Consider the following 13,103-nt stretch of genomic DNA (forward strand, 5'->3'; position numbering starts at 1 on the left):
GAGTAATTGTGGCTACTAATCAATCAACAGATCTTGCGCTTTCTGATGGCGGTATCGATAACGATACTGGCTCTCACGAGCAACAAGAGCAAAAATCTGGCTACTTTAGTGCGTTAAGCGGTGTTGATATGCTTCGCCAGATTACTCTGGTTATTGCACTTGCTATTTGTTTGGCTATTGCAATATTCATCATCATTTGGGCGCGTCAGCCAGATATGCGCCCACTTGGAAAATACCCGACAGAAGAACTGGTTGAGACTCTCGATTTCTTAGATCAACAAAAGATTGAGTATCAATTGGACGGTAATACCGTTCTGGTGGCAGAGTCCGATTACCAAGACATTAAGTTGCGAATGGCACGCGATGGCTTTTCGCAAGCGCCGAGTTCTGGCACAGACATTTTGATGCAAGATATGGGATTTGGTGTGAGTCAGCGTCTCGAACGTGAGCGTTTAAAGCATAGTCGTGAACAGCAGTTGGCAAGAACGATAGAAGAACTACAAGATATCAACCGTGCTAAAGTTTTGCTGGCTATTCCCAAAGAAAACGTCTTTGCACGTCGTGAGAAAAAGCCTTCTGCTACGGTGGTATTGACGCTTAAACGTGGTCGCACTTTAGATGGTGAAGAAGTGGACTCTATCGTTGATATTGTAGCTTCTGCAGTACAAGGTTTAGAGCCTTCGCGTGTCACAGTAACAGATCAAAATGGCCGTTTACTTAATTCTGGATCGCAAGACTCGTTAGCGGCTCGTTCACGTAAAGAGTATGAAATTGAACGTAAGCGCGAACAAGAATATTTAGAAAAAATCGACAGCATTCTTATCCCAACAGTCGGTCTTGGTAATTTTACTGCACAAGTAGACTTGACGATGGACTTTAGTTCAGTTGAAGAAACGCAAAAACGCTTTAATCCAGACTTGCCAGCAGTGCGGAGTGAAACCACCTACGAACAAAACAACATTGGTGGGTTAGCTGTTGGGATCCCTGGTGCATTAACGAATCAACCACCAGTAAACTCGAATATTCCTGAAGTTGCTGGTCAAGGTGGCAACGGTAATGCCAGAAACCCTAGTAGTAATCAAAAAGAAGCGACTCGCAACTATGAGTTAGACACCACTATTAGTCACAAACGCCAACAAACAGGTGTTATCCGTCGCATTAGTGTAAGTGTCGCGGTGGATTACGTATCTAAGCCCGACGCTGAAGGTAATCCGACGATGGTGCCACGTTCACAAGAAGAGCTGAACAATATTCGTCGTTTACTACAAGGTGGCGTAGGATTTGATATGCAACGCGGCGATGCGTTAGAAGTAGTGACAGTACCGTTTGTTAGAGAAGATATTACTGACATGCGAGAAATACCGCTTTGGGAACAGGAGTGGTTTGCAAAAACGGTTCGTTTAGCGGCGGGAACCTTGATTATCATTGTGCTAATCTTAGCTGTAGTAAGACCCATGCTGAAACGTCTAATCTACCCTGATGACACTCTTGAAGAGTTTGACGAAGATGCACTAACCAGCGGTGTCGACTTAGGTGATAGTACTCTAGATATGTTAAACAATGACTTTGATGAATCAGCGGTTGGCTTCTCTTCTGACGGTAGATTACAATTGCCAGACTTACATGGTGACGAAGACCTACTTAAAGCAGTACGTGCGCTTGTTGCTAACGAACCAGAACTCTCATCACAAGTTGTGAAAGCGTGGTTGACAGAAGATGACTGATCAAGAACAAAAACAACTGCCAGTGGCCTTTGACGTTAATAAACTAGATGGCGTCGATAAGGCCGCCATCTTATTACTTAGCTTAACAGAGGAAGATGCTGCGCAGATCCTTAAACACTTAGAACCAAAACAAGTTCAAAAAGTAGGGATGGCAATGGCCTCAATGGACGATTTGTCACAGGCCAAAATTGCAGCGGTTCATAACTTATTTATCGAACAGATCCAAAGCTTTAGTACCATTGGTTTCCAATCCGAAGACTTTATCAAGAAAGCGCTGACAGCCGCGCTTGGTGAAGATAAGGCTGCAAGTCTAATTGACCAAATCGTGATGGGCTCAGGGGCTAAAGGCTTAGATTCATTGAAATGGATGGATTCCAAGCAGGTTGCAAATATTATTCGTAACGAGCACCCGCAGATCCAAACAATCGTACTTTCTTACCTTGAACCTGAGCAATCCGCCGAAATTTTGTCGCAGTTCCCTGAGAAAGTGCGACTTGACTTAACCATGCGTATTGCAAACCTAGAAGAAGTTCAACCAGCGGCACTGCAAGAACTAAACGAAATCATGGAGAAACAGTTCGCTGGTCAAGCGGGTGCGCAAGCGGCGAAAATGGGCGGCTTGAAAGCTGCTGCGGATATCATGAACTACCTCGATACCAATATTGAAGGTCAGTTGATGGACTCTATTCGTGAACATGATGAAGAAATGTCTCAACAAATTCAGGATCTTATGTTTGTATTTGAAAACCTCATGGATGTTGACGACCGTGGTATTCAATCTATTCTGCGTGAAGTACAACAAGACGTGCTCATGAAGGCAATTAAAGGTGCCGATGAAGGCCTTAAAGATAAGATTATGAAGAATATGTCTAAACGAGCAGCTGAAATGATGCTCGACGATTTAGAAGCCATGCCGCCTGTCCGAATAAGTGAAGTAGAAGCGGCACAAAAAGAAATCCTTGCAACAGCAAGGCGTTTAGCTGATTCTGGCGAAATCATGCTCGGTGGTGGCGGTGGTGAGGAGTTCCTATAACCCATGGCGGAAAAAAAGTTGTACAAAGGGCGTCCGGTTAGTTCAGAAGCGGTTGATGAGTTACTGGAAAACTGGCCTATTCCTGATGTAACGGAACGCCCTGAAAAGTTTGTTGGGCGATCAACAGCGTATGGCACTCCATTGGAAGAACTCTATATTCATAAGGAAAAAACAGCTGAACCAGAACCTCAAGAGCCAGAATTTCCCACTCTGACAATCGAAGAGCTAGAGCAAATTCGTCAAGATGCATTTGATGAGGGAATTAAACAAGGCCATGAACAAGGATACATTGAAGGCTTTGAAAAAGGGGTTTCAGAAGGAAAAGAAGCAGGTTACAAAGAAGGTATTGAAATTGGTAAAGAAAAAGGTCTAGAAGAAGCTCAGCCATTGATTGAAGAGCGTATGAAAGCGCTCTCAAGTATTTTAGATGGCTTACAAATACCTTTGCAAAAGGTGGATGAAGCATGCGAAAAGCAATTGATAACCCTCGTCAAATTATTGGCAGAGCAAGTTGTGTTTGCTGAGCTAAAGACCAACCCTGAGTTAATTCTTCATGCGCTAAAGAAGGCAATGGATGCTTTACCAGTTAAACAGCAGGAAGTCAGAATCCATTTGCACCCAGAAGACTTAACTCTAGTGCAGCACATGTACGGAGAGGAACATATTGCTGCTCAGCATTGGCAGTTGATCCCTGAGCCTACTCTTGAGCGTGGTGGCTGTGAAGTTAAAACCACTCAATCATCAATCGACATGACGATAAAGAATCGTATAGTCGACGTTTTGGAATCATTTTTGCAAGACAGTGGTATCGAATAAAGCCAACAGCGAAAGAACCTGCTTGGTTATTAATACTCTAATGATAAAAGAGTGTTGAATAAAAGGTACTAATCACGATGCAAGCGTCTATAGCGCTCAATGAGCGCTTGTCAAAATATCAAAAGTTCGTAAAGCCATTTGGGGTTGCAGTAGCCGGCAGCCTTACCCGAGTTGTGGGTTTAACATTAGAAGCTACCGGCCTAAATGCATCGGTTGGTAGCTTGTGTAAAATCGAAACACAAAATGGCTTTGTTGACGCCGAAGTCATCGGTTTTAATCAAAACACGCTCTACCTAATGCCAAATGACCATATCACCGGGGTGTTGCCTGGTGCGCGTGTTATCCCCAAAGTTCGTGATTCAGGTTTACCTGTAGGTATGAATTTACTTGGCCGTGTGGTGGATGGCTTGGGACGACCTCTCGATGGTCTTGGTAGTATTGATGCAGAGACCCACTTGAAATTTGCGGCCGCGCCAATTAACCCGCTAGCTAGACGGCCAATCAAAGAACCTATGGATGTCGGTGTCCGTGCCATTAACTCGATTATTACCGTTGGACAAGGTCAGCGGATGGGGTTGTTTGCCGGAAGTGGTGTCGGTAAATCAGTACTTTTGGGTATGATGACACGAGGCAGTGAAGCGGATGTGATAGTCGTTGGCTTGGTTGGTGAGCGTGGTCGAGAAGTCAAAGAGTTTATCGATGAAATTCTAGGCACTGAGGGACGCCGACGTTCCGTAGTGGTCGCCGCTCCCGCTGATGCTTCACCGCTTATGCGCTTAAAGGGTTGTGAAAGTGCAGTGACGATCGCGGAATATTTTCGTGATCAAGGTATGAATGTACTGCTTTTACTCGACTCGGTGACACGATATGCTATGGCGCAACGTGAAATCGCACTTGCCGTCGGAGAGCCTCCTGCAACTAAAGGTTATCCACCATCGGTGTTTGCTAAGCTTCCTGCACTTGTAGAACGTGCAGGTAATGGTGGTGAGGGCCAAGGCTCAATTACAGCATTCTTTACTGTACTTAGTGAGGGCGATGATATGCAAGATCCCATCGCGGATGCCGCGCGCGCAATTCTTGATGGCCACATTGTCCTGTCGCGAGAACTGGCTGACAGTGGTCACTATCCAGCAATTGATATTGAGAAATCGATCAGTCGTGTAATGCCTCAGGTGGTTTCAGAAAGTCACATGCAGCAAGCCAGAGTGTTAAAACAAGTTTATTCCATGTATCAACAAAACAAAGATATGATCACCTTGGGCGCTTATCAAAAAGGCACTGATCCGATGCTTGATCAAGCAATCAATATGATGCCAACGGTCAACGCATTTTTACAGCAAGGTATGAAAGACGTTTTAAATTACGATGAATGCTTGCAAAACTTAGCGCAACTTCTGGGACAAGGTTAATGGCTGCCAATAAACTACATCTACTGCTTAAACTTGAGCAGGACAAAGAAGAATCGTTGAGAGTTAACTTTGCGCAAGCGCAACAGCATTTAAATGTGAATCAGCAAAAGCTCAAAGGGCTGAACGATTTTCGTCTTGAGTACAGTAACCAGCTGAACACCAAAGCGCAGCAAGGGTTATCTAGCGCTGGCTTTACACAGTACCACAATTTCATTAATAAAATTGAGCAAGCGATTGTGCAACAGGCTGCCACCGTAAATACTGCGAAACAGGTTGTAGAGCAGCGAAAAAAGCTATGGCTTGCGCAACAGGCAAAAACCAAAGCGATAGAAAAGCTGATAGAAAAACAAGAATTGGTCAAACAAGCCAAATTGGCCAAAGCGGAACAGCAAATGCTGGATGAATTTGCGACCAATCAATTTGTCAGGCGAGGTCCTGCATTCTAAATAAGCAACAATGGTCTGCTTTATGCATGTGTTCAGTTAGTTAGGTAGATTTTATTAGAAACTGCTTTTTGAAAAGTTAATTTATTAATTTAAAACAACAGGTTAGTTTTCTACTAAATTAGGTTTCTTTACGGCAGCTAATTGCCCCACCTGAAGGTAACGAATGATGAATGTATTATCAACATCACCAATTAAGAGCGCTGGCGCAGATGGTACAAACAGCAAGTCCTCGGCTGAAGATGTCGACAGTTCAGGACTATTTGCGACATTGATGCAATCTGAGCAAGTTCAGGAAGGGAAAGCTAACGAAGAAGCCGCCGATAGTGAAACTGTGCACACACAACCAGACCAGGAAGTTGCGAAAGTAACTGACGTCAATGTCCAAGAGTCGGAAACACAAACTGATACTGAACAACGGCTTGAAGCGGGTCAAACTTTACCGACACAAGCCTCTGGAAAAGTGGCTCAAGACATAGAGTCTGACTCTGTAGAGATTGATCTTCTGTCACAAATTAATGCGGCGAAGAAGCAAAACACCTCGGTAACTCGTCACCCAAGTGGTGTATCTGAAGCTGTAAAGCAAGTACTTCACACTTCTGCTAATCAACAGACTCAATCTAGTGAGTACACCGAGCAGGGCCAAATAAAGGTCGAGAGTGATATCAAAGTTGGTGAGTTGGTAACACAAAGTAAGGGTACCAATGTTGATAAACTTTATTCGAATGCAGCATCTATGTCACCTACAGCAGGTGAAGGTTTGGATGCTAAAGACACTAAACTATTAGGCCAAGTTGAAGCGGCTCTAACTGCAAATGAAAAGGGTCGTGAAACAGCCTTAACTGCAAGCCAATTGACTGATAATCAGTCAAAAAGCACCAAGTCGGCAGTCGAAGCAAGCCTGCATCAACAACTTGAAACAGATGAACAAGCTGCCACTAAACTAGAATCTGAGCTGCGCGCTACAAAGACGCAAGCAGCGGAACTTACTGCACTGCTTGGTACGAAAGGAGATGATGGCAAGAGTAAGTCTGCGCTAACAACAATCACAGAGAAGTTAAATAATGCTCAGGTTGCAGAACTGAAGTCGGTATTGAAAGGTGAAATCGATGTTTACAAAGCGTCGCCTGAAGTACAAAAAGTATTTGCAGAGTTGATGAGTCGTGAACTTGTGGTTGTATCCCAAGCAACAAACCCAGCTGCTGTGCTACAGGCTGCTAAGTTGAACAAAGAAGTGCTGTCAAACGAGGTTGTTGATGAAGCCGGTGCTGAACACAGCGAAGAAAAGCCGCCGCTTATGGCGGAGCCTAAGCAAAGTAAAAATGCAGCGACCAGCGGTATTAATCAGCAAGAAAAGTCGAGTACTTATGTTGAGCGTTTAAAGTCTGATGACAACAAAAGTGATTCAGATAAATATAGTAAAGAATCAAATTCAAAGCTGCTGAAAGAAGAAGTCGTGAGTAAAGAAGCGGAGATTCAGCCAACTGAGAGCAAGGCCTTAGAATCGGCAAAGGCTGAGAAAGCAAATAATATTTTCAGTCAGATCAACGCTAACTTAAAGGTGGATGCGGTAAATTCACAAACAGAAACTGCAGATTTAAACTCATTCAAAGAGACCATGAAACAGGTTGAGCAACTGCAACACAGCGACTCTCGTAGCCAACAAGCGAATGCCACTAGCAAAGCTGGGAACGAGTCTGCCAATCTACAACAAGCGATTAATATTGCCCGAAATGATGCTGCGAAAGAGCTGCAGCAGCGTGTTGGTATGATGATGAATCTCAATAATAAAGAAGTTGAAATACGATTAGATCCGCCGGAACTGGGCGCGATGCAAATTCGTATTAAAACGGATGCTGAACAAGCTCAAGTAAACTTTGTTGTGCAAAACCAGCAAGCAAAGGAGGCTTTAGAGCAATCTATGCCAAGATTGAGAGAAATGCTTGCTGAGCAGGGAATAGAGCTAGGTGACAGCCAGATCTCTCAGCAACAGCAAGAAGCTGCTGAACAGGAAACCCGTTTTGCCGGTCAGGGTGGTGCTGGAGGGAATGAATCGGAAGAGCAAGCCCAGCAAGATGAAATCGGCCGAGTGAAACAATCAGGAAATAGTGATTCAGCAATAGATTACTATGCCTAACACCTGCTATTATTGAAATAATACTAAACATAAGGGCTTGTCATGGCTGAAGAAAGCGATTTAGAAATAGAAGAAGCTGGTGGCTCGAATAAAAAGAAGGTGATCATAGGCGGCGCTGTCGGTGTCGTCGTTCTGGCTGTTATCTTATTTTTTGTTTTTTCCGGCTCAGAAGAGCCTGTAGAAACCTTATCAGATGAGACAACCGCTTCAGAAGCTGTAGCGCAAACTCGGAGTTCGGCTGATGTCGGTAGCGCATTGTATGTTGCTATGCCAAGGCCATTTGTATTCAATGTTCCAGGTGCGAGTCGCGACCGGATCGTACAAATTAAAGTGCAGCTTTTAGTACGAGGCGATATTAACGAAGAAGTCGCCAAAAAGCATATTCCGTTAATTGAAGGTACATTGTTAAGTGTATTTTCAACAACAACCGCTGACGAATTAAGTACCAGCGCAGGTAAGGAAACACTTCGGCTTACCGCACTTGATAAAGTCCAAGCTGCGATGGAAAGCGTTGAAGGCAGTAAGGTTGTGGAACGTGTTCTATTTACAGGCTTTGTGATGCAATAAGGTAGCAGCTGTGAGCGACTTATTATCCCAAGATGAAATCGACGCGCTACTCCACGGTGTAGACGAAGTCGAAGAAGAAGAAATAGGCGAAGGCGAAGATGGTGAAGGCGCCACGGCCCTGCAGTATGACTTTTCTTCTCAAGACCGAATTGTTCGTGGTCGAATGCCAACGCTGGAAATCGTTAACGAACGATTTGCACGACATATGCGGATCAGCCTTTTCAACATGATGCGGCGTACTGCGGAAGTGTCGATCAATGGCGTACAAATGCTAAAGTTTGGTGAATATATTCACACATTGTTTGTGCCAACAAGTTTGAACATGGTTCGCTTTAGACCTCTCAAGGGTACCGGTCTTATTACCATGGAAGCCAGATTGGTATTTATACTCGTTGATAACTTTTTTGGTGGAGATGGTCGTTACCACGCAAAAATTGAAGGGCGGGAGTTTACCCCTACCGAGCGTCGTATCGTTCAGATGCTACTGAAAATTATTTTTGAAGATTATAAAGAAGCGTGGGCGCCGGTTATGGATGTTTCTTTCGAATATTTGGATTCGGAAGTTAACCCTGCAATGGCAAACATCGTGTCGCCGACAGAAGTTGTAGTTATTAGCTCTTTTCATATCGAGTTAGATGGTGGCGGAGGCGATTTTCATATTTCTTTGCCTTACTCGATGCTGGAACCTATCCGCGAGTTACTCGATGCAGGTGTGCAATCCGATACTGAAGACACAGATCTGCGTTGGAGTAAGGCATTGCGCGACGAGATCATGGATGTAGAAGTGGAGCTATCTTCTCAATTACTGGAAGTGGATTTAACGCTAGATCAGGTCATGTCGTTAAAAGCTGGTGATGTTATCCCGGTAGAAATGCCTGAACATGTCACCGTATTTATTGAAGAGCTGCCCACATTTAGAGCTAAAATGGGCCGCTCTAGAGACAATGTTGCGTTGCAGATCAGTGAAAAAATTAAGCGCCCTGAGTCGGTTAAGTCAGAGCTTCATGTCTTTACCAAAGGTGGTAAAAAACTCGACTCAGATGCAGAATTGGCAGAATTAGAGGAAGATCTACACCTTTCCGAAGGCGTCGATCTAGACTGGTAATAAACACATAATCAGGTAGTAATCCGATGAGTGATGATCAAGATACAATGGATGAATGGGCTGCGGCACTTGCCGAAGCTGAGGAAGCTGAGCAGGGTGATGAACCTGAAGTTGCTGAGCTAGATGAGCTTAAAGACTCTGGCGCCTCGTTATCGTCAGATGAAAAACGTAAGCTAGATACGATTTTAGATATTCCAGTCACGATTTCTATGGAAGTTGGGCGCTCGAAAATCAACATTCGTAACTTACTTCAGCTTAATCAAGGCTCAGTGGTTGAACTGGACCGTGTAGCAGGTGAACCATTAGATGTGTTAGTTAATGGTACGTTGATCGCGCATGGTGAAGTTGTTGTGGTCAACGACAAGTTCGGTATCCGTTTAACCGATGTAATTAGTCAGGTTGAACGTATCAAGAAACTTCGCTAATGAGCAAGTTAGCAAGTCTCATAGGGGTGATATGTAGTATCACCTCATTGGCTACATCTGCCACGACTGGAAGTGAAACCGGCAAAGTTGTCTATGATAGTGCTAAATCGGGCGCGCCGGGTTTAAATGCAGACATGGTTTCCATGATTTTGTCGCTAGGGTTGGTGGTGTTATTGATTTTTGGACTTGCTTATTTAGTCAAAAGAATGAACCCTAATCTTGTGAGCCAAAAAGACTTTAAAGTGATCCGTAGTCTTGCATTAGGTCCTAAAGAGCGTTTGTTAGTGGTTGAAATCGACGACAGGCAGCACTTATTAGGAGTGACGCCAGGCAGTATTAATTACCTCTATCAACTAGAAACACCGCTCGATAACACCCCCGTGACTCCGTTTGCCAGCGAATTGCAAAAGTTCCTGTCAGGTCGAGTAAATTCCGACAAACAAAATAAAAAACATCAGCATGATTAGAATATTACTTATTATTGCCGCTATTTTTGCTTCTGGAAGCGTATTTGCTGAAGGGATTGAAGCTATTTCAGTCACCACCAACCCTGACGGGACGCAAGAATACTCGGTGACCTTACAAGTGCTGGCAATTATGACCGCGATGAGCTTTATTCCAGCAGCGGTCATCATGATGACTTCATTTACGCGAATTATTATCGTGCTTGCAATCCTCAGGCAGGCGATTGGCTTACAACAATCACCCTCAAGCCAAATATTGCTAGGGCTCACCCTGTTTTTGACGCTATTTATTATGGCGCCCATATTTGCACAGATAAATGAGGAGGCTGTACAGCCTTATATCAAAGAAGAGCTCACGTCTATCCAAGCGTTGGAGAGAGCAAAAGAACCAATGAAAGCATTTATGCTTTCTCAAACCCGCATTAAGGATTTAGAAACGTTTGCAAAGATAGCCGGTTATGACAAATTAGACAGTCCAGAAGACACGCCTTTTATTGTTATTATCCCTGCTTTTGTGACTTCCGAGCTGCAAACCGCGTTCATTATAGGCTTTATGTTCTTTATCCCGTTTTTGATAGTCGATCTGGTGGTTGCCAGTGTACTAATGGCGATGGGTATGATGATGTTATCGCCCATGATAGTCTCGCTACCATTTAAGATAATGTTGTTCGTTTTAGTTGATGGTTGGAGCTTGGTCATGGGGACGCTGGCGCGAAGTTTTGGTTTAGGGGTGTAAAATGGAACCAGAAGTCTTTGTTGATATCTTGGGTGATGCATTATTTGTCGTTATTAAACTCGTCGCAGCAATCGTATTACCCGGGTTGTTGGTTGGTTTGGTTGTTGCTGTATTTCAAGCTGCAACTTCAATCAATGAACAGACTCTGAGTTTTTTACCTCGCTTGATTATCACTATTTTGGCGCTGATAGCCGGCGGTCACTGGTTGACTCAAGAATTAATGGACTTTTTTACCTCCCTAGTGATGCGTATACCTGAAATTGCAGGTTAGCGTATGGAGTTTACTTTTGCCGTAATTATTCAATGGCTTAGTGACTTTTTGCTGCCACTGGTTCGGATCAGCTCAATGATTATGGTGATGGCTGGTTTGGGTGCACAAACTATTCCTACCAGAATTAAGTTTGCGATGGCTGCCGTCATTACCTTCGTTGTTGTGCCGACTTTACCACCTTCAACATTTACCGACTTGTTTTCATTTGCGATGATATTCGTTGTCTTACAGGAGATGATGACTGGTATTGCAATTGGTTTTGGTTCTCTGTTACTGCTCAATACCTTTATTATTGCGGGTCAAATCCTCGCCATGCAGACTGGACTTGGCTTTGCGTCAGTAGTTGATCCTGCAAATGGTTTGAGTGTACCTGCAGTGAGTCAGTTTTATTTGATTTTATCCACCTTGCTGTTTTTTGTTTTTCACGGCCATCTAATGATGATCAATATGGTGGTCTACAGCTTCGAAACCTTTCCGGTAGGAGGAAATTGGTGGAGCGTTGATAACTTCTGGTTGATTGTTAATTGGGGGGGATGGATGTTTTCCACTGCATTAGCGCTATCTCTTGCCCCGCTAACGGCGATGCTAGTGATTAATATTTCGTTTGGGATCATGACACGAGCTGCACCACAAATGAACATATTCTCGGTTGGTTTTGCCTTTACATTGGTGGCGGGGTTAACCATTATTTGGGCAACACTTGGAAACTTTTTGGTGCAATTTGAGTACCAGTGGTTAAAAATGACTGAACTGATGTGTAATTTAATCGGTTGTAGCGTTTAGGTAGAGAGTTAGATAATGGCTGAAGATTCAGGTCAAGAACGTACCGAAGAGCCCACCTCGAAGAAAATTAGTGATTCGAGGAAAAAGGGCCAAATAGCTCGCTCTAAAGAGCTTGGGACAACGTTTGTTTTGATATTTTCAGCAATCGCTCTATTACTCTATGGGCCTAGCATCGGTCAAGCGCTCTACAAAATCATGGGCCGAATGTTGACGCTAAATCGAGTTGAAACCTACGATAAAACTAAAATGTTTGCGCTCTGGGGAAACTTGACAGAACAGCTTATTTTTCCATTGGCTATGTTTGTGTTAATCATCAGTATCGCAGGTATTGTCGGTAACTCTTTGTTGGGGGGATTTAACTTTTCTTGGGACGCAGCGAAACCAAAGCCTGGGAAAATGTCTCCAATGAAAGGCTTAAAAAGGATGCTTGGACCGCAAGCTTTAATTGAGTTGGTAAAATCAATTCTTAAGTTTGCGTTGGTCGCAGGAGCGGCAATTTTTTTAATCAATTCCTTTTTTGACGAAATTCTTCACCTTAGCATTGAGCAAATCCCCAATAGCATTCTACATGCCCTAGAAATTTTGGCGTGGATGTTTTTGGCACTCAGTACCACGATGATAATTATCTCTGCGATCGATGCGCCTTATCAAAGCTACAACCATCATAAACAGCTCAAAATGACCCTACAAGAAGTCAAAGATGAGTATAAAAACTCCGAAGGTGACCCACAAATAAAAGCACGGATCCGCCGTACTCAAAGAGAGATGTCGCAGCGTCGTATGATTCAAGCTGTGCCTGATGCCGACGTGGTTGTGACTAACCCGACTCACTATTCGGTCGCTTTGAAATACGACACAGAAAAAGCCGGCGCGCCAATTGTTATCGCTAAGGGGGTTGATGAGCTGGCGATGCAAATCAGGAAAGTCGCAATTGGTAACGAAATACCGATTCTTGAATCCCCAGTATTAACTCGCTCACTGTACCACACGACCGAAGTGGGAGACCAAATCCCCGAGCAGTTGTTTACTGCGGTAGCTCAGGTACTAGCTTATGTTTTCCAGCTCAACCGATACAAAAAAGGAAGAGGAAAACGTCCAACTGCGTTGGCTAAAGACCTTCCTATCCCTGATGACATTAAACATTAAACTAAAGCTGGAATGACAATTGCTTATATCCATAGGTGTCAATT

Annotated in this window: 14 protein-coding genes; all 14 read left to right on the plus strand. The window is 43.9% G+C overall.

Features of this window, described 5'->3' with window-relative positions; translation table 11 throughout:
* The first annotated feature begins 5 nt into the window (after positions 1–5).
* On the plus strand, positions 6–1,724 hold the full coding sequence (gene fliF / locus ACSLBF_RS05725) for a flagellar basal-body MS-ring/collar protein FliF (RefSeq protein WP_440056197.1): 1,719 nt from the start codon (positions 6–8) through the stop codon (positions 1,722–1,724).
* On the plus strand, positions 1,717–2,757 hold the full coding sequence (fliG, locus tag ACSLBF_RS05730; RefSeq protein WP_440055644.1) for a flagellar motor switch protein FliG: 1,041 nt from the start codon (positions 1,717–1,719) through the stop codon (positions 2,755–2,757). The genes fliF and fliG overlap by 8 nt, the downstream gene beginning before the upstream one ends.
* Positions 2,758–2,760: 3 nt before the next feature.
* Positions 2,761–3,573 (plus strand): flagellar assembly protein FliH, encoded by an 813-nt coding sequence (gene fliH / locus ACSLBF_RS05735; RefSeq protein ID WP_440055645.1) that lies wholly within the window; start codon positions 2,761–2,763, stop codon positions 3,571–3,573.
* A gap of 77 nt (positions 3,574–3,650) precedes the next feature.
* A complete protein-coding gene (gene fliI / locus ACSLBF_RS05740) occupies positions 3,651–4,982 on the plus strand; it encodes a flagellar protein export ATPase FliI (RefSeq protein WP_440055646.1) in 1,332 nt (443 codons plus the stop codon).
* Positions 4,982–5,428, plus strand: a complete 447-nt coding sequence (gene fliJ, locus ACSLBF_RS05745) for a flagellar export protein FliJ (protein ID WP_440055647.1) — start codon at positions 4,982–4,984, stop codon at positions 5,426–5,428. The genes fliI and fliJ overlap by 1 nt, the downstream gene beginning before the upstream one ends.
* Positions 5,429–5,591: 163 nt before the next feature.
* A complete protein-coding gene (locus tag ACSLBF_RS05750) occupies positions 5,592–7,562 on the plus strand; it encodes a flagellar hook-length control protein FliK (protein WP_440055648.1) in 1,971 nt (656 codons plus the stop codon).
* Positions 7,563–7,604: 42 nt separating this feature from the next.
* Positions 7,605–8,129, plus strand: coding sequence for a flagellar basal body-associated protein FliL (gene fliL, locus ACSLBF_RS05755; protein WP_440055649.1), 525 nt, complete (start codon positions 7,605–7,607; stop codon positions 8,127–8,129).
* Between the two features lie 10 nt (positions 8,130–8,139).
* Entirely contained in the window at positions 8,140–9,234 is a 1,095-nt protein-coding gene (gene fliM / locus ACSLBF_RS05760; RefSeq protein WP_440055650.1) for a flagellar motor switch protein FliM, read from the plus strand.
* A gap of 26 nt (positions 9,235–9,260) precedes the next feature.
* On the plus strand, positions 9,261–9,659 hold the full coding sequence (gene fliN, locus ACSLBF_RS05765) for a flagellar motor switch protein FliN (protein ID WP_440055651.1): 399 nt from the start codon (positions 9,261–9,263) through the stop codon (positions 9,657–9,659).
* A 134-nt stretch (positions 9,660–9,793) separates the two neighbouring features.
* Positions 9,794–10,126 (plus strand): flagellar biosynthetic protein FliO, encoded by a 333-nt coding sequence (gene fliO / locus ACSLBF_RS05770; protein ID WP_440056198.1) that lies wholly within the window; start codon positions 9,794–9,796, stop codon positions 10,124–10,126.
* Entirely contained in the window at positions 10,119–10,859 is a 741-nt protein-coding gene (gene fliP / locus ACSLBF_RS05775; protein ID WP_440055652.1) for a flagellar type III secretion system pore protein FliP, read from the plus strand. Before fliO ends, fliP begins: the two co-directional genes overlap by 8 nt.
* 1 nt (position 10,860) lies before the next feature.
* A complete protein-coding gene (gene fliQ, locus ACSLBF_RS05780) occupies positions 10,861–11,130 on the plus strand; it encodes a flagellar biosynthesis protein FliQ (RefSeq protein WP_440055653.1) in 270 nt (89 codons plus the stop codon).
* Positions 11,131–11,133: 3 nt separating this feature from the next.
* Positions 11,134–11,913, plus strand: coding sequence for a flagellar biosynthetic protein FliR (fliR, locus tag ACSLBF_RS05785; protein ID WP_440055654.1), 780 nt, complete (start codon positions 11,134–11,136; stop codon positions 11,911–11,913).
* A 15-nt stretch (positions 11,914–11,928) separates the two neighbouring features.
* On the plus strand, positions 11,929–13,059 hold the full coding sequence (gene flhB / locus ACSLBF_RS05790) for a flagellar biosynthesis protein FlhB (RefSeq protein ID WP_440055655.1): 1,131 nt from the start codon (positions 11,929–11,931) through the stop codon (positions 13,057–13,059).
* Positions 13,060–13,103: the final 44 nt, after the last annotated feature.

Origin of the sequence: Pseudoalteromonas sp. T1lg65, assembly GCF_051930985.1 — a bacterium.
Taxonomy (GTDB): domain Bacteria; phylum Pseudomonadota; class Gammaproteobacteria; order Enterobacterales; family Alteromonadaceae; genus Pseudoalteromonas.

Bases quoted from the DNA above. Each gene is read 5' to 3' on its own strand.
- fliG (WP_440055644.1), top strand. From the start codon at position 1,717: ATGACTGATCAAGAACAAAAACAACTGCCAGTGGCCTTTGACGTTAAT.
- fliH (WP_440055645.1), top strand. From the start codon at position 2,761: ATGGCGGAAAAAAAGTTGTACAAAGGGCGTCCGGTTAGTTCAGAAGCG.
- fliI (WP_440055646.1), top strand. From the start codon at position 3,651: ATGCAAGCGTCTATAGCGCTCAATGAGCGCTTGTCAAAATATCAAAAG.
- fliJ (WP_440055647.1), top strand. From the start codon at position 4,982: ATGGCTGCCAATAAACTACATCTACTGCTTAAACTTGAGCAGGACAAA.
- ACSLBF_RS05750 (WP_440055648.1), top strand. From the start codon at position 5,592: ATGATGAATGTATTATCAACATCACCAATTAAGAGCGCTGGCGCAGAT.
- fliL (WP_440055649.1), top strand. From the start codon at position 7,605: ATGGCTGAAGAAAGCGATTTAGAAATAGAAGAAGCTGGTGGCTCGAAT.
- fliN (WP_440055651.1), top strand. From the start codon at position 9,261: ATGAGTGATGATCAAGATACAATGGATGAATGGGCTGCGGCACTTGCC.
- fliO (WP_440056198.1), top strand. From the start codon at position 9,794: ATGGTTTCCATGATTTTGTCGCTAGGGTTGGTGGTGTTATTGATTTTT.
- fliP (WP_440055652.1), top strand. From the start codon at position 10,119: ATGATTAGAATATTACTTATTATTGCCGCTATTTTTGCTTCTGGAAGC.
- fliQ (WP_440055653.1), top strand. From the start codon at position 10,861: ATGGAACCAGAAGTCTTTGTTGATATCTTGGGTGATGCATTATTTGTC.
- fliR (WP_440055654.1), top strand. From the start codon at position 11,134: ATGGAGTTTACTTTTGCCGTAATTATTCAATGGCTTAGTGACTTTTTG.
- flhB (WP_440055655.1), top strand. From the start codon at position 11,929: ATGGCTGAAGATTCAGGTCAAGAACGTACCGAAGAGCCCACCTCGAAG.